At 69.9% G+C, this 20,041-nt stretch carries 15 protein-coding genes and 1 tRNA gene; 8 read left to right on the top strand and 8 right to left on the bottom strand.

The features are described 5' to 3' along the window. The 6 genes from J2X21_RS08500 (at nucleotide 1) to J2X21_RS08475 (ending at nucleotide 10,436) form a co-directional block, all read left to right on the top strand. A complete protein-coding gene (locus J2X21_RS08500; protein WP_310327278.1) occupies nucleotides 1-3,159 on the top strand; it encodes an efflux RND transporter permease subunit in 3,159 nt (1,052 codons plus the stop codon). Further along, nucleotides 3,156-4,517 (top strand): efflux transporter outer membrane subunit, encoded by a 1,362-nt coding sequence (locus J2X21_RS08495; RefSeq protein ID WP_310327275.1) that lies wholly within the window; start codon nucleotides 3,156-3,158, stop codon nucleotides 4,515-4,517. Before J2X21_RS08500 ends, J2X21_RS08495 begins: the two co-directional genes overlap by 4 nt. A gap of 100 nt (nucleotides 4,518-4,617) precedes the next feature. After that, the gene (locus J2X21_RS08490; RefSeq protein WP_310327273.1) at nucleotides 4,618-5,544 is read left to right on the top strand and encodes an extracellular catalytic domain type 1 short-chain-length polyhydroxyalkanoate depolymerase; all 927 of its coding nucleotides are present in this window, start codon (nucleotides 4,618-4,620) and stop codon (nucleotides 5,542-5,544) included. 69 nt (nucleotides 5,545-5,613) lie between these two features. After that, complete coding sequence (locus J2X21_RS08485; RefSeq protein ID WP_310327272.1) at nucleotides 5,614-6,072, top strand: thioredoxin family protein; 459 nt, start codon at nucleotides 5,614-5,616, stop codon at nucleotides 6,070-6,072. Beyond that, on the top strand, nucleotides 6,069-7,214 hold the full coding sequence (locus tag J2X21_RS08480; RefSeq protein WP_310327270.1) for an MFS transporter: 1,146 nt from the start codon (nucleotides 6,069-6,071) through the stop codon (nucleotides 7,212-7,214). The genes J2X21_RS08485 and J2X21_RS08480 overlap by 4 nt, the downstream gene beginning before the upstream one ends. A 252-nt stretch (nucleotides 7,215-7,466) precedes the next feature. Then, nucleotides 7,467-10,436: a TonB-dependent receptor gene (locus J2X21_RS08475; protein ID WP_310327268.1), complete on the top strand. Its 2,970-nt coding sequence runs from the start codon at nucleotides 7,467-7,469 to the stop codon at nucleotides 10,434-10,436. Between the two features lie 93 nt (nucleotides 10,437-10,529). On the opposite strand, the gene J2X21_RS08470 is transcribed toward J2X21_RS08475, so the two are convergent. The 6 genes from J2X21_RS08470 to rsmB form a co-directional block, all read right to left on the bottom strand. Next, on the bottom strand, nucleotides 10,530-10,925 hold the full coding sequence (locus J2X21_RS08470) for a hypothetical protein (protein WP_310327265.1): 396 nt from the start codon (nucleotides 10,923-10,925) through the stop codon (nucleotides 10,530-10,532). A gap of 148 nt (nucleotides 10,926-11,073) precedes the next feature. Next, nucleotides 11,074-11,149 (bottom strand) — tRNA-Phe (locus J2X21_RS08465). A 75-nt stretch (nucleotides 11,150-11,224) separates the two neighbouring features. Continuing rightward, nucleotides 11,225-11,935 (bottom strand): response regulator, encoded by a 711-nt coding sequence (locus J2X21_RS08460; RefSeq protein WP_310327262.1) that lies wholly within the window; start codon nucleotides 11,933-11,935, stop codon nucleotides 11,225-11,227. A gap of 6 nt (nucleotides 11,936-11,941) precedes the next feature. After that, on the bottom strand, nucleotides 11,942-14,236 hold the full coding sequence (locus J2X21_RS08455; protein ID WP_310327261.1) for a sensor histidine kinase: 2,295 nt from the start codon (nucleotides 14,234-14,236) through the stop codon (nucleotides 11,942-11,944). After that, nucleotides 14,233-14,793 (bottom strand): DUF4390 domain-containing protein, encoded by a 561-nt coding sequence (locus J2X21_RS08450; RefSeq protein WP_310327259.1) that lies wholly within the window; start codon nucleotides 14,791-14,793, stop codon nucleotides 14,233-14,235. The genes J2X21_RS08455 and J2X21_RS08450 overlap by 4 nt, the downstream gene beginning before the upstream one ends. 153 nt (nucleotides 14,794-14,946) lie before the next feature. Then, nucleotides 14,947-16,281 carry a 16S rRNA (cytosine(967)-C(5))-methyltransferase RsmB gene (rsmB, locus tag J2X21_RS08445; RefSeq protein ID WP_310327257.1) on the bottom strand — a complete coding sequence of 445 codons (1,335 nt, stop codon included), beginning with the start codon at nucleotides 16,279-16,281 and terminating at the stop codon, nucleotides 14,947-14,949. Nucleotides 16,282-16,324: 43 nt separating this feature from the next. Here rsmB and folE point away from each other — a divergent pair, with 43 nt between their 5' ends. Continuing rightward, on the top strand, nucleotides 16,325-17,020 hold the full coding sequence (gene folE / locus J2X21_RS08440; RefSeq protein ID WP_310327255.1) for a GTP cyclohydrolase I: 696 nt from the start codon (nucleotides 16,325-16,327) through the stop codon (nucleotides 17,018-17,020). A 142-nt stretch (nucleotides 17,021-17,162) separates the two neighbouring features. Here folE and J2X21_RS08435 read toward each other — a convergent pair whose 3' ends face one another. After that, nucleotides 17,163-17,708 carry a LemA family protein gene (locus J2X21_RS08435; RefSeq protein ID WP_310327252.1) on the bottom strand — a complete coding sequence of 182 codons (546 nt, stop codon included), beginning with the start codon at nucleotides 17,706-17,708 and terminating at the stop codon, nucleotides 17,163-17,165. Continuing rightward, nucleotides 17,705-18,409: a 7-cyano-7-deazaguanine synthase QueC gene (queC, locus tag J2X21_RS08430; protein WP_310327250.1), complete on the bottom strand. Its 705-nt coding sequence runs from the start codon at nucleotides 18,407-18,409 to the stop codon at nucleotides 17,705-17,707. The genes J2X21_RS08435 and queC overlap by 4 nt, the downstream gene beginning before the upstream one ends. A 44-nt stretch (nucleotides 18,410-18,453) precedes the next feature. Between queC and J2X21_RS08425 the strand changes: the two genes are divergently transcribed. Further along, nucleotides 18,454-19,974, top strand: a complete 1,521-nt coding sequence (locus J2X21_RS08425) for a DUF4139 domain-containing protein (protein WP_310327248.1) — start codon at nucleotides 18,454-18,456, stop codon at nucleotides 19,972-19,974. Nucleotides 19,975-20,041 lie beyond the last annotated feature (67 nt).

The raw sequence follows: 20,041 nt of genomic DNA, 5'->3' as shown, positions 1-20,041 counted from the left end.
ATGGCGCAGTTCTTCATCAACCGGCCCATCTTCGCGTGGGTCATCGCGCTGTTCATCCTCGTCATCGGCGGCGTGGCGGTCACGCAGTTGCCCATCGCGCAGTACCCGCCCGTCGCGCCGCCGGCCATCCAGGTCTCGGTCACCTACCCCGGTGCCTCCGCACAGACGCTGGAAGACGCCGTCATCAGCATCATCGAGCGCGAGATGAACGGCGCGCCGGGGCTGATCTACATGGAGGCCAGCAGCCAGTCCGACGGCTCGGGCTCGCTGACGCTGAACTTCGAGCCCGGCACCAACCCCGACCTGGCGCAGGTGGACGTGCAGAACCGCCTCGCCCGCGCGACGCCGCGGCTGCCGGCCAGCGTCATCCAGCAGGGCGTGCGCGTCGACAAGGCGAATCCCAACTTCCTGCTGTTCACCATCGTGTCCAGCACCAACCCGGACGTCGACACGACGGCGCTGGGTGACTATGTCGCCCGCTCGCTGCTGCCCGAGCTGCAACGCGTGCCCGGCGTGGGCCAGGCGTCCCTGTTCGGCACCGAGCGCGCGATGCGCATCTGGCTGGACCCGGCCAAGCTGGTGGGCTATCGCCTGTCGCCGGCCGACGTGAACGACGCCATCCGCGCGCAGAACGCGCAGGTGGACTCCGGCGCCATCGGCGACCTGCCCAACATCCCCGGCCAGACCGTCGCCGCGACCGTCGTCGTGCGCGGCCAGCTCAGCACGGCCGAGCAGTTCGGCAACATCGTGCTGCGCGCCAATGCCGACGGCTCCACCGTGCGGCTCAAGGACGTGGCCCGCGTGGAGCTGGGCGCCCAGGCCTACACGGGCCGCATCACGCGGCTGAACGGCCAGCCGTCGGTGGGCATCGGCGTGCAGCTGGCGCCGTCGGCCAATGCGCTGGAGACGGCCCAGCTGGTGAAGACGCGGCTGAAGGAACTGCAGCCCTACTTCCCGTCGGGCGTGAAGGCGCAGATCCCGTTCGACAGCTCGCTGTTCATCGACATCTCCATCTCGCAGGTCGTCGAGACGCTGATCGAGGCCGTGGCGCTGGTGTTCCTCGTGATGTTCCTGTTCCTGCAGAACATCCGCTACACCATCATTCCCACGCTGGTCGTGCCCATCGCGCTGCTGGGCAGCTTCGCGACGCTGCTGGCTTTGGGCTTCTCCATCAACGTGCTGACGATGTTCGGCATGGTGCTGGTCATCGGCATCGTCGTGGACGACGCCATCGTCGTCGTCGAGAACGTCGAGCGCATCATGAGCGAGGAAGGCTTGTCGCCCCTCAAGGCCACGCGCAAGGCGATGACGCAGATCTCCGGCGCCATCGTCGGCGTGACGGTGGTGCTGATCTCGGTGTTTGTGCCGCTGGCCTTCTTCAGCGGCGCCATCGGCAACATCTACCGCCAGTTCGCGGCGGTGATGGTCAGCTCCATCGCGTTCTCGGCCTTCCTGGCCTTGTCGCTGACGCCCGCGCTGTGCGCCACGCTGCTCAAGCCCGTGCAGGCCGGCCACCACCACGAGAAGCGCGGCTTCTTCGGCAAATTCAACCGCGGCTTCGCGCGCACGGCCAAGGGCTACGAAGGATGGGTGGCCAAGCTCATCCACCGCGGCGGGCGCATGTTCATCGTCTACCTCGCCGTCATCGGCGCGGCGGTGCTGCTGTTCCGCAACCTGCCCACGTCGTTCGTGCCCAATGAAGACCAGGGCAGCATCCTCGTCAATGTGCAGCTGCCGCCCGGCGCGACGCGCGAGCGCACGCTGGCCGTCATGGAGCAGGCCGAGGACTACCTGCTGAAGCAGCCCGAGGTCGAGAGCATGGTCAGCGTGGTGGGCTTCAGCTTCGCCGGCTCGGGTCAGAACGCGGGCCTGGGCTTCGTCACGCTGAAGCCCTGGGACGAGCGCCCCGGTGCCGATCACAGCGCGCAGGCCCTGGTGCAGCGCAGCTTCCCGGCGCTGGCCAAGATCCGCGACGCGACCATCTTCCCGGTCAGTCCACCGCCCATCCGCGACCTGGGCCGCGCCAACGGCTTCGCGTTCCGGCTGCAGGACCGCAGCGGCACGCACACGCGCGCCGAGCTGCTGGCCGCGCGCAACCAGCTGCTGGCCGCCGCCGCCAAGAACCCGCTGCTGGCCGCCGTGCGGCCCGACGGCCTGGAGGACGCCGCCCAGCTGGAGCTGCAGCTGGACCGCGAACGCGCGCTGGCGCTGGGCGTGCCCATCGCCGCCATCAACGCGGTGCTGGGCACGTCGCTGGGCTCCAGCTACATCAACGACTTCCCCAACGCCGGCCGGCTGCAGCGCGTCGTCGTGCAGGCCGAGGCGAATGCGCGCATGCAGCCCGAGGACCTGCTGAAGCTGAACGTGCTGAACACGTCCGGCCAGCCGGTGCCGCTGGCGTCGTTCGCGACCAGCCGCTGGATCACCGGCCCGCTGCAGACCGTGCGCTACAACGGCTACGCGACGCTGCGCATCGCCGGCGAGCCGGCCAAGGGCGTGTCCACCGGCACCGCCATGGCCGAGATGGAGAAGCTGGCCGCCGCGCTGCCGGAAGGCTTCGGCTACGAGTGGACGGGCCAGTCGCGCGAGGAGAAGCTGTCGGGCTCCACCGCCTTCATCCTGTTCGGCTTCTCGCTGCTGGCCGTGTTCCTGTGCCTGGCCGCGCTGTACGAGAGCTGGAGCATCCCGCTGGCGGTGCTGCTGGTCGTGCCGCTGGGCGTGCTGGGCGTCGTGCTCGGCGCCAACATCCGAGGCCTCGAGAACGACGTCTATTTCAAGGTCGGCATGATCACCATCATCGGCCTGTCGGCCAAGAACGCGGTGCTCATCATCGAGTTCGCGAAGGACCTGCAGGCGCACGGCAAGAGCGTGTTCGAGTCCGTCATCGAGGCGGCCCACCTGCGCTTCCGCCCCATCGTCATGACGTCGCTGGCCTTCATCCTGGGCGTGCTGCCGCTGGTGCTGGCCAGTGGTGCCGGCTCGGCCAGCCAGCGTGCCATCGGCACCGGCGTGATGGGCGGCATGATCACCGCGACCACGCTGGCCGTGCTGTTCGTGCCGGTGTTCTTCGTCGTCGTGAGGCGCTTCTTCCCCGTCAGCGAAAGGCAGCGCAGGCGCGATGCCCACGAGGCCGAGGAAGACAACGGAGGCCAGGCATGAAGCAAGCCCTGACCCTCGCTGCCGCCGCCGTGCTGCTGGCCGCCTGCGCCGGCCCGGAGCCCAGGAAGCCCAGCGCCCCCGAAGCAGCGCAAGCCGCGCTGCCGGCCGCCGCCTTCCCCGATGCGGGAGGCACCGGCACGGCCGCGGCCGCCCTGCCCTGGGCGCAGGCCTTCCAGGGCGCGCGGCTGCAGCGGCTGATCCCGCTGGCGCTGGCCAACAACCGCGACCTGCGCGTGGCGGCGGCCAGCATCGAGGCCGCGCGCGCCACCGCCGCGGCGCGCGATGCCGACCTGTGGCCCACGGTGAATGCCGGCGTCACCGGCACGCGCTCGTCCACCACCAGCAGCTACCAGGCCGGCCTGCAGGTCACCGCCTGGGAGCTGGACTTCTTCGGCCGGCTGCGCAGCGCCGGCACCGCCGCGCAGGCGCAGCTGCTGGCCGCCGAGGCCAGCCAGCAGGCCGTCCGCAATGCGCTGGTGGCTGCCATCGCGACGACCGAGATCGCGCTGCAGGCCGACGAGGCGCTGCTGCAGATCACGCGCGACACGCTGGCCAGCCGCGAGCAGTCGCTGGGCCTGATCCGCCAGCGCTTCGAGGGCGGCATCACCAGCGAGCTGGACCTGCGCGCGGCCGAGTCCGCGCTGCAGGCCGCCCGCGTGGCGCTGGCGCAGACGCAGCGCCAGCGCGCGCTGGACCAGAACGCGCTGGTGCTGCTGCTGGGCTCGGCGCTGCCGGCCGACCTGCCCGCGCCCACGGGCCTGCTGGCCGACTTCGAACCGCTGGCCGAACTGCCGGCCGGCGTGCCCGCCGACGTGCTGACGCGCCGGCCCGACCTGCGCCAGGCCGAGGCGCAGCTCGCCGCGACCGACGCCAACATCGCCGCCGCCCGCGCCGCCTTCTGGCCGCGCATCACGCTGACCGGCAGCGTCGGCACGGCCAGCAATGAGCTGTCCGAGCTGTTCAGCAACTCGGTGTGGAGCTTTACGCCACAGCTGCTGCAGCCGCTGTTCGACGCCGGCCGCAACCGCGCCAACCTGGCCGCCGCGCGCGCGCAGCGCGATGCGGCGACCGCGCAGTACGAAAAGGCCATCCAGAGTGCATTCCGCGACGTGGCTGACGCGCTGGCCGGCCGCACGACCTTGAGCGAGCAGCGTGCGGCGCAGGCCGCTCTGGTGGACGCCGAGTCCCGCCGCCTGGCCTTGGCCGACGAGCGCTACCGCGCCGGCGTCTCCAGCTCGCTGGAGGTGCTGGACGCGCAGCGCTCGCTGTTCGCCGCCCGCCAGGCGCTGGTGCAGGTGCAGAGCCTGCGCGCGCAGAATCTCGTCGCCGTCTATCGAAGCCTGGGCGGAGGGAACTGACATGCGAATCAAATGCAACCACAGAGGTACGGAGACACGGAGGAAAGCCATGGAGTTCTCTGTGCCTCTGTGCCTCCGTGGTTGCATTTCTGCTGCCGCATTGGCGCTGCTGCTGCCTGCGGCGCAAGCCCAGGAGACGCTGCGCGAGCGCATCAAGGAGCGCATGGAGCAGCGCCGCGCGGACAAAGGCGGCCTGCAGGAGCTGCAGGTGCAGGGCCGCAAGGTGCTGGTCCATCTGCCCAAGGGCTTTGACGCCGCCAGGCCCGCGCCGTTGGTGCTGGCCTTCCACGGCGGCGGCGGCCATGCGGAGCACATGGCCGAGAACTACGGCCTCACGCAGAAGGCCGACGAGGCCGGCTTCGTCGTCGCCTTCCCCAACGGCTACAGCAAGCTGCCTGGCGGCAGATTCGCCACCTGGAATGCCGGCGGCTGCTGCGGCGACGCGCGCGACAAGGACAGCGACGACGTGGGCTTCGCGCGCGCCGTCGTGGCCGCCGTGCAGGCCCGCTTCAAGACCGACCCGGCCCGCGTCTTCGCGACCGGAATGTCCAACGGCGGCATGATGAGCCATCGCCTGGCCTGCGAGGCGGCCGATGTGTTCCGCGCCGTCGCCGCCGTGGCCGGCACCGATGCCACGGCCAGCTGCACGCCCAGCAAACCCATCCCCGTGCTGCACATCCACGCCAAGGACGACACCCATGTGCTGTTCAACGGCGGCGCCGGCCCCGACGCCTTCCGCGACACCAGCAAGGTGATGGACTTCGTGTCCGTGCCCGAGACCATTGCGCGCTGGACCAAGCGCAACCAATGCACCGCCGCGCCGCAGCGCACGCTGGACAAGCCCGGCGCCTGGTGCGAGACCACCGGCGGCTGTGCCGGCGGCGTGCAGGTGCAGCTGTGCGTCACCGAGGGCGGCGGCCACTCCTGGCCCGGCGCCGACATGCAGCGCCGCGGCAAGTCGCCCTCCCAGGCGCTGGATGCCAACGACGAGATCTGGCGCTTCTTCCAGGCCGCGGCCGGTCGCTGATTTTGTTTTACTAAACAAATTTCCCAAACTAAACTTCGTGGAATCGATTCCACGCCGGACGTACTCTCCATGCGCCTGTTGACCGCCTCCCTGCTGCTCGCCGCCAGCCTCACCGCCCACGCCGGCCCGCCGGCCATCTACGACGAAGGCGCCGACGCCAAGGCCGCCATCACCGCCACGCTGGCGGAGGCCGACAAGGCCAGGCTGCCGGTGCTGGTGGTGTTCGGCGCCAACTGGTGCGGCGACTGCCGCATGCTGGATGCGACCTTCAAGTCGGGCCCCAGCGCGCCGCTGATCGCCAAGAGCTTCAAGGTCGTCAAGGTGGACGTGGGCCGCTTCGACCGCAACGTGGACATCGCCGAGCGCTACAAGGTGCCGCTGAAGAAGGGCATCCCCGCCGTGGCCGTGCTGTCGCCGCAGGGCAAGCTGCTGTACGCGACCGAGGGCGGCGAGCTGGCCAATGCGCGCAAGATGGGCGACCAGGGCGTGCTGGACTTCTTCACGCAGATCACCGCGTCCGCCAAGTGAGCGCGCCGTCTGTGACGGGCGCAGCCTTCGCGCTGCGCACGCAGTTCTTCGTCATGGGCCTGCTGTTCGCGACCTGGGGCGTGCACGTGCCCACGGTCAAGGCCCACTATGGCCTGGGCGAGCAGGGCGTCGCGCTGGCGATGCTGATCAGCGGCGTCGGCGCGCTGACCGCGCTGGCGCACGCCGGGCGCATCGTGGGCCGGCATGGCCCGCGCGTCATCGCGGCGGTCATGGGCACGGCCAGTTGCGCCGCCATCGCCGTGCTGATCGCCACGCCCTACTACGCGGGGCTGGCCGTCGCCATGCTGGTGTTCGGCGCCTGCGGCAGCCTGTTCGACGTGTCGCTGAGCAGCGAGGCCAGCGAGATCGAACGGCTGACCGGCAAGCCGCTGATGAGCGGCTTCCACGGCATGTTCAGCCTCGGCGGCATGGCCGGCGCCGGCTTCGGCAGCCTCGTGCCCGCCATGGGACTGTCGGCGCAGGGCCACCTGCTGCTGGCCACGGGCGCCAGTGCCGCTGCGGTGCTGATGGCGTCGCGCTTCATGCTGCCGGTGCCGGACAAGGCGGCCGCCGCCGAGCACCACCCGCTGAGCCTGCCGCGCGGCCCGCTGCTGCTGCTGGGCGTGCTGGCGGCCATGGGCCTGATCGCCGAGGGCGCCATCTACGACTGGAGCGTGCTGTTCATGAAGCAGGACCGCGCCAGCGACGCCAGCACCGCCGCACTGGCCTATGCCAGCTTCAGCGGCGCGATGGCGGCAGGCCGCTTCGGCGGCGACTGGGTGCGTGCGCGCATGCAGCCGCGCCGGCTGATGCGCGCCAGCGGCGTGCTGGCCGCCGGCGGCATGGCGCTGGTGCTGGCCGTGAACTCGCCGTGGGTGTCGCTGCTGGGCTATGCGCTGGTGGGCCTGGGCCTGTCCAACGTCGTGCCGGTGCTGTTCAGCGCCGCCTCGCAGCTACCCGGCGTGGCGCCAGCGCATGGCATCGCCGCCGTGGCCGGCGTGGGCTACGCGGGCATGATGGCCGGCCCGCCGCTGATCGGCCTGATCGCCCAGCACTCGTCGCTGACGATGGGCCTGCTGGTCGTCGTCGTGTTCGCCATCTTCATGGCGCTGGCGGCCAAGCGGGCGCTGCGGGCGGCCTGAGCCCCACACGCGTTGTATGACAACAGGCCGCCACCCAGACGGCCTGACAGTCGCTGCGCCGCAACGCCCGGCCCCGCCAGACGCGCCGCTTTTGCGCGCATCCCTAAGATAAATAAGGGAGTTCCCGAGATCCGCGCGCTCGCAGCGCGCAAGCCTTTGAGTGTTTCTGCATCGCTATTGCGACGCTCATGTCGTACGACGACCATGAGTTGGTCCCTCGCTGGACACCTATAACGATCTCAGGAGACTCAATTGAACAAGACCCGTGGAGGCCGCGGCCGTCAACCGCTGCGCCTGAGCGTGATGGCGCTCGCCATCAGCGCCGTCGCCAGCAGCGCGATCGCCCAGGAGGACCCGAACAAGCTGGACGCCGTCGTCGTGACGGGCTTTCGCGCCAGCCTGAACAACGCCCTCGCGCTGAAGAAGAACGCCGACGGCATCGTCGACGTCATCAAGGCCGAGGACGTCGCCAAGTTCCCCGACTCCAACCTGGCTGAATCGCTGCAGCGCGTGCCCGGCGTGGCGCTGGCGCGCGGCGACGGCGGCGAAGGCAAGCAGATCACCGTGCGTGGCCTGAACGCCGGCTTCACGCGGGTGCGCATCAACGGCATCGAAGGCATCTCGGCCACCGGCGCCTCCGACATCAACGGCAGCACCAACCGCAGCCGCGCGTTCGACTTCTCGGTGTTCGCGGCCGAACTGTTCAACACGCTGCAGGTGCGCAAGACCTCGCAGGCCGACGTGGAAGAAGGCTCGCTGGGCGCCACCGTGGACCTGCGCGGCGCCCGCCCCTTCGACTTCAAGACCGGCCAGACGCTGACCGTGGGCTTCCAGTCCAACTACAACACGCTGGCCCGCCGCAGCGCGCCTCGCCTGACCGGCCTGTACTCCACGCGCGTGGACACGCCCGCCGGCCAGATGGGCTTCCTGCTGTCGGCCGCCTACTCCGAGCGCAACGCGACGGAGGAAGGCTACGAGGCCGTCGAGATGCTGAGCGCCAGCGCCGACGGCGGCTTCTGCTCGCCGCTGGGCTACACGCCGCAAAGCCCCGCCAACGACGCGCTGCGCGGCGTGACGGCCGCCAACTGCGGCAACAGCCTGCCCCGTACGTCCAGCCTGACGGCCTACAACGATGTGTTCGGCCGCACCGACAACTACGGCGGCACCATGGCCACGCCAGCCGCGGGCAGCGGCGCCTTCCACCCGCGCATCCCGCGCTACCGCCGCTCCGTGTCGCAGTACGAGCGCCTGGGCATCTCGTCGGCCTTCCAGTGGAAGCCGTCCAGCGCCACCGAGCTCAACCTCGACATGATGGTGGGCACCTTCGACACCAAGCGCTACGACAACTACATCTCGGCCATCTCCTTCGGCCGCACGCTGGCCGCCGCCAACGGCAAGCCGCAGACCTCCATCCTGGAGACCTCGTTCAACAGCAACGGCAGCTGGGAGTACGGCAAGTTCAACGGCGTGGACGTGCGCTCCGAAGGCCTGCTGGACATCAACAACACCAGCTTCCGCCAGCATGTGCTGAGCGGCAGCCACAAGCTGACCGACAGCCTCAAGCTGGAGTTCATGAGCGGCGTCTCCAACAACCGGCTGGACTCGCCGATGCGCGCGACGGTGCAGTTCGACGCGCCCAATGTGCAGGGCTTCTCCTTCGACTTCCGCCAGAACCGCAACGTGCCGAACATCAACTTCGGCATCGACGTGGCCAACCCCAACAGCTTCACCTTCGGCCCCACCGACGCCGACGGCACCGTGCACGGCCAGTTCGTCGGCCGCCGCCTGAACACCGGCAACGTGCTGAGGACCAACAACGCCGGCCTGAGCTGGGAACTCAACGACCACCTGACGCTGCGCGGCGGCCTGTCGGCGCGCGACAACCGCTGGGACAACTACGAGATCGGCTCCGGCGCCGCCAACGGCCTGGCCAACCCGGCCGGCTTCACGATGGCCAGCGTCTCGCGCATGATCTCCGGCTTCGGCAAGGGCCTGGAAGGCTCCGGCTACCCCAGCCAGTGGGTGGCCGTGGACCTGGACAAGTTCCGCCAGATCTGGGACATCGAGTGCAACTGCGCGGCCGTGCCCGGCTCGCAGCTCAACGTGCTCGGCCAGTCCAACCGCACGGTGACCGAGAAGATCAACGCCGGCTACCTGTCGGCCGACTTCAACTTCGACATCGGCTCCATCGTGATGCGCGGCAACGTCGGCGTGCGCTCGGCCGAGACCAAGGCCACCGCCTCGGCCCTCGTCAACGTCGCCGGCACGCTGCAACCGCTGACCTTCGAGAAGACCTACAAGGACACGCTGCCCTCCTTCAACCTGACGGCCCAGTTGCCCAAGGACCTCTACCTGCGCTTCTCGGCCGGCAAGACGCTGTCGCGCCCCGAGTACGTGGACCTCGCGCCGTCGGCCGCCGTCAACACCAATGCACAGACCGTCAGCGTCGGCAACCCGCAGCTGGACCCCATCCGCGCCAAGACCTACGACCTGCAGGCCGAGTGGTACTTCGCGAAGAACTCGGCGCTGTCGGCCGGCGTCTTCCACAAGAAGATCGAGACCTACATCCAGCGCATCAGCGAGCGCCTGCCCTACAACACGCTGGGCCTGCCCAACGACCTGCTGACCGGCGGCGGCACCTGCTCCATCACCGGCGGCGTGCCGGCCTGCCCGACGCTGCCGTCCTCCGTCGTCACCGTCAGCCGCGCGGCCAACACGCCGGGCGGCACGCTGGACGGCTTCGAGATCAACCTGCAGATGCCGTTCAGCTTCCTGCCGGGCTTCTGGAGCAACTTCGGCCTGCTGGCCAACTTCACGAAGGTGAAGTCCGACATCACCTACATCACCCGCACGGCCACGCCGACGCTGCCGCAGTTGTCGATGAACGCCGCGCTGGTGGGCATGTCGCCCAACACGCGCAACTTCACGCTGTTCTACGAGGACAGCAAGTTCAGCGCGCGCGTCTCGGCGGCCTACCGCGCCAAGTATTTGTTCAACGTGCTGGGCGACGTGAACGGCCACGACTTCACCTTCGTCAACGCGTCCACCAACGTGGACTTCTCGGCGTCGTACCAGGTGTCGCCGAAGCTGAAGGTCACCTTCGAAGCCGCCAACCTGACCGATCAGGCCACCCGCTACGGCCGCGATTCGCAGCGTGACGACACGCTGCTGTACGCGCACTTCGGGCGCACGTTCGGGCTGGGCATGTCGTACAAGTTCTGACGACCAGGCCGGTGTAGAAAAGCCCCGGACAGTCGCACTGTGCGGGGCTTGCTCCAGGTGCCCGAATTCAGCGGGCAATGATGTGGTGCGCCTTCAGCTCACCGCTTCGGCTTGCACCTGCGTCCTGCGCTCATGTCGGGCGCACAGCAGCGCGGCCAGCTGCTCGGGCACGTCGCTGTCAAAGCTCATCAGTAGCTCAGAAGGCTGGCCTGCAGCGGCAGCCTTCAGCACTTCAGCCACGCAGGCCTTCTGCGCGTCGGTCGCCGGCTGCTTGAGCTTGGCTTCCAGCAGCGCGACGGTCTCGTCGCGCAGGCGGTCCGAGGCCAGCACATGCCAGGCGTAGTCGACCTCGTAGCGCTCCACGGCATCTTTCAGGCTCTCGCCATCCAGCCGGGACTCCTGCGCGAAGACGTTCAGCGGACGGGTGCACAGACTCTTGGCGACAAGCGCCAGCAGTTCTTCGTGCGCGGGGGTGTTTACAGCGGCCACGGGAGGATCCTTGCTACATCAATCAACCCACGGGAATCGGAACGGTCGGAGGCCCATGGGCGGACCCGCGAACACCGGCGGCAAGGCCGAAGCAAAGCCCGGAAAGCGAAAGCCCCTGATTCCGTTGGGAATCAGGGGCCTGCAGTCTTGGTGGCCAAGGGCGGAATCGAACCACCGACACGCGGATTTTCAATCCGCTGCTCTACCAACTGAGCTACTTGGCCTTTGTTCTGATCACCGGCGGCCAACTGGCCGTTCAGCGAAGTCCGCGACTATAGCACAGCAACAGCGGCTGCCAATCAGGCGCCGCTGCCGCGCTTGTTGCGGCTCAGGTCCACGCCCAGTTGCTTGAGCTTGCGGTACAGGTGGGTGCGCTCCAGACCGGTCTTCTCGGCGACGCGGGTCATGGAGCCGTTTTCCTTGGCCAGGTGGAACTCGAAATAGCTCTTCTCGAACGCGTCGCGCGCCTCGCGCAGCGGACGGTCCAGCTCGAAGCTCTGCTCCGACGCCAGCGCATTGCTGACCGGCATGTGGTTGCTCATCACGACGCCGTGGCTGGGCGCGACGGGCAGGCTGTTCAGGCTGCCGGGCTCGACCCGCGCATAGCTGGGCAGGCCGGGTGCGACCGGTGCCGGGCGCGGCGGCGCGGTCTTGACCAGCGCCTGCTCGACCGCGCGCAGCAGCTTCTGCAGCGTGATGGGCTTTTCCAGGAAGGCCGCGGCGCCGAACTTGGTGGCCTCGACCGCCGTGTCGATGGTGCCGTGGCCGCTCATCATGATGACGGGCATGGTCAGAAGACCGGCGCCGCCCCACTCCTTCAGCAGCGTGACGCCATCGACGTCGGGCATCCAGATGTCGAGAAGCACGAGATCGGGCCGCATGCGCTCGCGCGCCGCCCGCGCCTGGGCGGCGTTCTCGGCAAGCTCGATGGTGTGCCCCTCGTCGCTGAGGATTTCTGACAACAGGGCCCGAATGCCCAGTTCGTCGTCGACAACAAGAATGGTGGCCATGAATCCTTAAGTCTTGGCGCCTGTCGCACCGGGTTCAGTGACCGGCGCCAGATTTGAAAATGATAGCGAAACTTGCGCGCCGATCACGGCCGCATCGGGCGCCGCATCGGGGGGAGAACCCGCATCCGGTGCCGCATGCAGGTTGCGCAGGGAGATGCGCGCCCCGTGCTCGTCGGCGATTTTCTTCACGACGGCCAGGCCCAGACCGGTGCCTTTGCTCTTGGTCGTCACATAGGGCTCGAAGGCGCGCTTCAACACCTTCTCGGCGAAGCCGGGGCCGTTGTCGATGATGTGCAGGCGCACGGAACGCGGCGCGCCGGTCTCGGTGAGCGACAGCGAGGAGCGCACGACGACGCGGCCATCGGCGCGCTCCTGCACGGCATCCATCGCGTTCTGCACGAGGTTGTGGATGACCTGGCGCAGCTGGCTGGCGTCGCCGCGGATGTTGGGCAGTCCGGGCGCCAGGTCGGCGGCCAGGCGGCCCTTCTCCTGCGGCTCGGCGTACAGGCTCAGCACCTCGTGGATCAGCGCGTTGAGGTCCAGAGGCTTCAGCTGCGCGGACGGCAGGCGCGCGTAGTCGCGGAACTCGTTGACCAGCTGCTTCATCGCCTGCACCTGGTTGACGATGGTGGCGACGGAGCGCACCAGCATGGCCTGGTCGGTGCCTTCCAGCTTGGCCTCCAGCTTGTGCTGCATGCGCTCGGCGGACAGCTGGATGGGCGTCAGCGGGTTCTTGATCTCGTGGGCCAGGCGGCGCGCAACCTCGCTCCACGCAGCCGAGCGCTGCGCGGAGACGACCTCGGAGATGTCGTCGAACACGACCAGCCGCGCGCCCTGCGGCAGCGGCGCGCCGCGCACCAGCAGCGTCAGCGGATCCTGCTTGGGGTCCAGCTGCAGCTCGAAGGAGTCCTGCCACAGCTCGCGGTCCATGTCGCGCTCGGTGGGGTCGCGGCTGCCCAGGTGCTGCTCGAAGCGCTGGTCCAGCTGGCTCGCGAAGGCCTCCAGGCCCGGCACGTCCGCCAGCGGCCGGCCGACGTAGGCGGACAGCGGCAGGCGCAGCGTGCGCGTGGCGCCGGGGTTCACGGTCTCGATGTGGCCGTCGGCGTCGAACACCAGCACGCCGGCGGTCAGGTTGTCGAGGATGGTCTGCAGGTGGGTGCGGGCAGCGTCCAGCTCGACGACGGTGCGCGAGACCTGCGCGCGCGCATCGGACAGCTGGCCGGTCATGTCCGCGAAGGACCGCGTCAGGCCGCCCAGCTCGTCGCGCGTGGCCAGCGCGGGGCGCACTGACAGGTCACCCTGCGCCACCAGCCGCATGCCGTCGGCCAGCATCAGCAGCGGCCGCGCCAGCTGGTTGCCCAGCGTGACGGCCAGCAGCAGCGCGGCGAACAGGGCCAGGATCAGCACCAGCGTCAGCGTGCCCAGGTACATGCGGCGCAGGCCCACGCGCTCCAGCGAGCGCTGCTGGTACTCGCTGTTGGCGGTCTGCACGGCCAGCGCATTGGCCAGCATGGACGCCGGCACGCTCTGGATGACCATCAGGTAGCGCTCGCCCAGCCCCAGGCGCAGCTCGGTGCTGGGCAGCAGCGCCAGCGCGCGGATCTGTGCGTTGCCCTGCAGCGCGGCGGCCTCGTCTTCCAGGCCTTCAAGCTGGCTGGCCGGAGAGCCGCCACGGGCGCGGGCCAGCATGGTGTCGCTGGGTCGGTCGGGCGCGAGCTGGCGGGTGTCGCCGCCGCTTTCCATCAGGATCTGGCCACGGCCGCCCACCAGCGCGATGGTGCGGGCGCCCAGCTTGTCGCGCAGCCGCTCCAGCGCCAGCAGCTGGGGCGTCGTGCCGCCTTCGGCGAGCTGCTCGGCGGCGTCGCGGGTCTTGACGCCCAGGTCGGCCACCATCGCATCCAGCGTGCCGCGGCCCAGGTTGAGGCCAGCCTCCAGCGCGCTGGCCAGCCGCACGTCGAACCAGGTCTCGATGCTGCGGTTTACGAACTGGTAGGAGACGGCGTAGATCATCACGCCGGGCACCACGCCCACCAGCGCGAAGATGCCCGCCAGCTTCAGCAGCAGCCGGCTGCCGAAGCGACCGCTGCGCACGCGCACCACCAGCCGCACGGCGGCCGTCAGGATGACCAGCGTCAGCACCGCGGCCACCGCCACGTTGACCCAGTACAGCCAGTGGTAGTGGCGCTCGAAGAAGCCGCGTTCGCTGGTGGTGCCTATGGTCAGCACGAAGGCCAGCACGCCGGCCACGCCCGTCAGGGTCACCAAGGTGATGACCCAGCCCCAACGCGCGACCCTGGTCATTTGATGCTGAAGTCGGGGGCCAGGTTGCGCTTCTGCTCGATGCCGAGCGCGAAGCCGGACTGCAGGCCGATCTGCATGGGGCGCGGAAGCTGGGTCACGTCCAGCTTGTAGCTGAACTCCAGGTAGTAGTTGCCGCTGTCCTCGATGTCCTTGGGCTCGGCGATGCGCCAGCCGCTGATGCCGCGCAGCACGGTCAAGGCCTCGTCCAGCGTCGCGAAGCTCTGGTGCAGGCCGCCGGTGGAGACGCGGTACTGCCGCAGCAGCGACTTCCACTCCAGACGCCAGCTGCGCTCGACGCGGCCGGCGCGGGCGTCGCGCCAGTACCAGCGGTTGCGCAGCACCTGCGCCTCGGCCACGAACCACAGCGGCACGCCCTTGTGCAGCGCGTCCTCGGCGGCCCGGCCCAGCTCGAAGCGGGTCGTGAAACTCAGCTCCAGCCCGTCTTCGGCCTTGCGGGTGGTCAGGTGAACCAGCTCGATGCCTTCGGCCCGCACCCCGCCCGGCAACAGGGCGAGCAGCGCGGCGAAGAAGGCGACGATGGCGATCCGGGCGAACAAATCAGAAGCTGTGGATGGCCCCTGCGCGGCCGAGCAGACCGTCGAGGCGTTGCCAATCAAGGCGCAAAGCGCAGCCGCAGTGGGGACTGCGGCGAGCATTTGCAACGCCGAGTGGCGGCGTCGCGGCGGGATGAGCGGGCGTGAAGGGGTCGTTCACAGCTTCTCGTTGGTCAGCATGGCGTAGAAGAAGCCGTCCAGGGGCGGCTGGGGTTGCTGGGCATTGTCGACCAGGGGCAGCAGGTGACCCGTGAACCCGGGCACGTCGTGGGCCTTCGCCTCGGGATGGCGTTGCAAAAACGCGTCGAGCTGGGCCTGGCCCTCGGCGCGGAACACCGAGCAGGTCGCGTAGACCAGCCGGCCGCCCGGTGCCAGCAGCGGCCACAGCGCGTCCAGCAGCTCGGCCTGGATGCGGGCCAGCGCGGTGATGTCGTCGGGCCGGCGCAGCCAGCGCACGTCGGGGTGGCGACGCACGATGCCGGAGGCGCTGCAGGGGGCGTCCAGCAGGATGGCGTCGAAGGGCTGGCCGTCCCACCAGGTGGCGGTCTGGCGGGCGTCGGCCGCCTTCAGCGTCGCGGTCTGGCCCAGCCGGTTCAGGTTGTCCTGCACGCGGGTCAGGCGCTGGGCGTCGGCGTCCAGCCCGGTCAGCTGCAGGTCGGGCTGCAGCTCCAGCAGATGCGCGGTCTTGCCGCCGGGCGCGGCGCAGGCGTCCAGCACGCGCGCGCCGGGCTTCAGTCCGGCGCCGACAACCAGCGGCGCGGCCAGCTGGGCGGCTGCGTCCTGCACGGACACCAGGCCCTCGGCAAAGCCCGGCAGCGCCGACACCGGGGCGGGCTTGTCCAGCACGATGGCCTGGGGCGTCGGCGCGCCCAGCACGCGGCCGCCCAGGCCCAGCGCGGCCAGGCGCTCGGCGTAGTCGGCCGCCGTGCCACGCTGCGCGTGCACGCGCAGCGTCATCGGCGGCGGCCGGTTGTTGGCGGCCAGGATGGCCTGCCACTGCGCAGGCCAGTCGGCCTTCAGCTTCTCCACCCACCAGGCGGGATGGTTGAAGGCGCCCAGCGGGCCGCGCTCGGCCGCGGCGACGAGCGCCTCGCGCTCGCGCAGGAAGCGGCGCAGCACCGCGTTGACGAAGGCGGCGCTGGCGGGCGCGCGCTGCTTGGCGGCATGCACGGCCTGGTCGACCAGCGTGTGGTCGGCATAGGCAGGCTCGGGGTCGGGCCACAGCAGCGCCAGCGACACGAGCAGCAGCGAGTCGACGCGCGGCGGTGGCGCCTTGGGCGCGAGCTGGCTGCGCACGGCCTCGGCGCCGCCCAGGCGGCGCAGCGCGGTGAAGGCCAGCGCCTGCGTGCCGGGGCGCAGGTCGGCCGGCGTGCGGGCCAGCAGGTCGGTCAGGGACTTGCCCTCGCGAACGCCCTGGACCGCGTCGGCGGCCTGGGACAGCAGCCGGTGCAGCGGAGCGCTGAGGCCGGCGGTTTGGGGGCTTTGGGACATGGGCGCAGTGTAGAAGTCGGCTTTGCCGGGAGAATCCGCCCCCATGAACGCCCCTGCCGCCGACGCTCCCGTTTCCGAACGCATCCGCTACCGCCTCGTGTCGGCCGGCTGCCGCCACCATGCCAACGACAACATCGCCGAGCACATCCTGCCCGGCGAGCTGGACGCGCTGCAGGCCGAGGTGCAGGCCAAGATGCAGGACGTGCTGAGAAGCCTGGTCATCGACACCGACAGCGACCACAACACGCAGGAGACCGCCAAGCGCGTCGCCAAGATGTTCATCCGCGAGGTGTTCGCCGGCCGCTATGCCGAGGCGCCCAACGTCACCGAGTTCCCCAATGTCAGCCGCCTCAACGAGCTGATGATCGTGGGCCCGATCACCGTGCGCAGCGCCTGCTCGCACCACCTGTGCCCCATCCTGGGCAAGGTGTGGATAGGCATCATGCCCAACGAGAAGTCCAACCTGATCGGCCTGTCCAAGTACGTGCGGCTGACCGACTGGGTCATGAACCGCCCGCAGATCCAGGAAGAGGCCGTCATCATGCTGGCCAACGAGCTGGAAGGCCGCGTGAAGCCCGACGGCCTGGCCGTCGTCATGGAAGCCGATCACTTCTGCATGCACTGGCGCGGCGTGAAGGACAACCAGGCGGCGATGACCAACAGCGTCATGCGCGGGGCGTTCCTCACCGACGCGAATCTGCGCCGGGAGTTCCTGGCCCTCATGCCGAAGAAAGTGTGAGCCCCTCGCCCAGTCTCGCCCTGCTGAACGCGGGCGTGCCTGGTCGGTCCCCCGAGGGGACGGCGATGCTCGCGGGGGATGCCCCGCTCGCACATCGCCCAGCGGGCCGGCTTGGGGCGGCCCGGCGCTCGGCCCGCAATACTCAGAGGGAGCGCGCTTCTCCGAAGCCGTAGAGGTTCGCCAGCACCCTCGTCGGGAACTGGTGCAGCGCCTCGTTGTACTGCGCCACGGCCTGGTTGAAGAGTTGGCGGGAGAACGCACGCTGGCGCTCGATGAGCTTCAGCTCGCTGACCAGCGCGCCGATCTCGGTTTCGCTGCGCAGCTCGGGCTGGTGGTCCAGCAGTGAGGACAGCCTTGTGAGCGCCGCCGCATGCAGCGCACTGGCCACAGCCAGGCTGCCGATGGGGTCGGGCGACCAGGGCTTGCCGCGCGCGGCATGGGCGGCGTTCTGCGACTCGGTCTGCGCATTGGCCAGCGCGTCGAAGGTGGCCTGCTCGCTGGGCAGGCGCGGCGCGACGGCGGCCAGCAGGCGGTCGCAGATGTCGCTGCGCTCGCGCAGTTGCGTATCCAGCTGCACGAAGGCATCGCCGATCGCATTGCGCAGCGCCATCAGCCGGTTGTAGGCGCCCACGCCCCAGAAGAACAACAGCGCCGCCGCGGCGACGCTGACCCATTGCCAGAAGCTCACGCGTCGCCCCGGTAAGCCGCAAAGCCTTTCGCCCGCAGCGCGCAGGCCGGGCAGTGGCCGCAGCCATAGCCCCAGTCGTGGCGCTGGCCGCGCTCGCCCAGGTAGCAGGTGTGGGTGTGCTCCACCACCAGGTCCACCAGCGCCGCGCCGCCCAACTGCTCGGTCAGCCGCCAGGTGGCGGCCTTGTCGATGAACATCAGCGGCGTGTCCAGCGTCATGGGCGCGTCCAGGCCCAGGCTGAGCGCCACCTGCATGGCCTTCATCGTGTTGTCGCGGCAATCCGGGTAGCCGGAGAAGTCGGTCTCGCACATGCCACCCACCAGCACCGATGCGCTGCGGCGGTAGGCCAGCGTCGCGGCGAAGGTCAGGAACAACAGGTTGCGGCCCGGCACGAAGGTGTTGGGGAGGCCGTTGGCCTGCAGCTCGATGGCACGTTCGCTGGTCAGCGCGGTGTCGCTGATCTGGCCCAGCAGGCTCAGGTCCAGCAGGTGGTCGGCGCCCAGCTTGGCGGCCCAGTCGGGGCGCAGCTTCGCGATCTCGTCGCGCACGCCGCCACGGCAGTCCAGCTCGATGCGGTGGCGCTGGCCGTAGTCGAAGCCCAGCGTCTCGACCTCGGCATAGCGGTCCAGGGCCCAGGCCAGGCAGGTGGTGGAGTCCTGGCCGCCTGAGAACAGGACCAGGGCTTTGCGGGGGTCGGTCATGGGCGGGATGCTACCTTTGCCCTCCTCGCCACCGCCGTCAAACCATGAAACACGCCCCCCTGCTGCTCGCGCTGGCCCCGGCGCTGACGCTCGCCCAGTCGCGCATCGACGAGGTGCTGGTCTACCCCGGCGGCGCCCAGGTCACGCGGCTGGCCACCGTGGCGGCCGGTGCGCGCGAACTGGTGCTGCACTGCCTGACGGCGCGCTTCGACGCCGACTCGCTGCAGATCACCGCGCCGACCGGCGTGAACCTCGGCCCGGTGCAGATCGAGACGCTGCCGCGCGAGCGCGCCCCCGATTGCGCGAAGAGCCCGCTGGACGACGACATCCGCAAGCTGGAGACGCGCCGCGATGCCATCGCCGCCGAGTTGGGCGCGCTGGACACCGGGCTGGGCTATCTGAAGGCGCTGGGCTCCGGCGAGGCCCGCGGCACGCCGGCCGCCGGCATTGGCGCCACGGCCGACAGCATCCGCAAGACCGCGCAGGACACGCTGGCCCGCCAGGCGCAGCTGCGCCGCCAGCAGGAGGAGCTGGACAAGCAGCTCGCGCCGCTGCAGGGCGAGCGAGACCGGCTGGCCAGCGCCAACCCGCAATGGCGCAGCCTGCGCCTGCGCTTGTCCACCGCGCGCGAGGCCGAGCTGAAGCTGAGCTACCGCATCACGCAGGCCGGCTGGGCGCCCAGCTACCGCGCGCTGCTGGACACCGCCAGCGGCGCACTGAACCTGGAGCGGCTGGCCCAGGTGTCGCAGCAGAGCGGCGAGGACTGGAACGACGTGAAGCTGCGCCTGTCCACCGCGCAAGCCACGCCGCGCGTGGGCCAGGCGCTGCCGCGGCCCTGGCTGCTGGACCTCTACAAACCGGCGCCGCCACAAGCCGAGATGCGAGCCGCCTACGCACCGGCCCCGCCGGCGCCCGCCATCCAGTCGGCGCAGGTCGCCGTGACCGGCTCGCGCATCGCCGAGCCCGCGCTGGACCGGTTCGACCTGAGCGTGTTCCAGGGCGCCCATGCCACCGAGTTCCAGCTGCCGCTGCGCGTCAACATCGCCAGCGGCACGCAGCGCGCCAGCCTCACGCTGGGCAGCGACAAGCTGCAGGCCAAGGTGCTGGCACGCGTGCAGCCGCAGACCGAGGCGGCCGCCTACCTGGTGGCCGACCTGGCGCGCCCCGCCGGCGCCTGGCCGCGCGGCACGGTGCAGCTGCTGCGGGACGGCACGCTGGTGGGCAGCACGACGCTGAACGTCGCCACCGGCGAGGAACGGCTGGAGCTGCCCTTCGGCCGCGACGACGGCCTGCGTGTGCAGCTGGAGCCCGAGCAGAAGAACGCCGGCAACACCGGCTTCATCGGCGCCCGCGCCGAGCAGCGCTACACGCGCGCCTGGCTGGTGGAGAACCGGCATGCGACGCCGGTGACGCTGCAGGTCGTGGAGGCCGCGCCGGTGGCGCAGCACGAGGACATCAAGGTGCAGGCCCAGTTCACACCCGCGCCCACGACGCAGGCCTGGCGCAAGCAGCCGGGCCTGGTGCTGTGGGAGCTGCCACGTAAGCAGCCAGGGAACACATGTTGATCTGACCGTGCCTCGGTAGTGAACATCTGTCCGCTTAGAAGGAGGCGGACACGTGAACACTTATGGG

The organism is Roseateles asaccharophilus, assembly GCF_031458115.1.
Classification (GTDB): domain Bacteria; phylum Pseudomonadota; class Gammaproteobacteria; order Burkholderiales; family Burkholderiaceae_C; genus Pelomonas; species Pelomonas asaccharophilus_A.
Note: the sequence above shows the minus strand (reverse complement) of the source record. Positions and strands in the feature narration are given on the sequence as shown.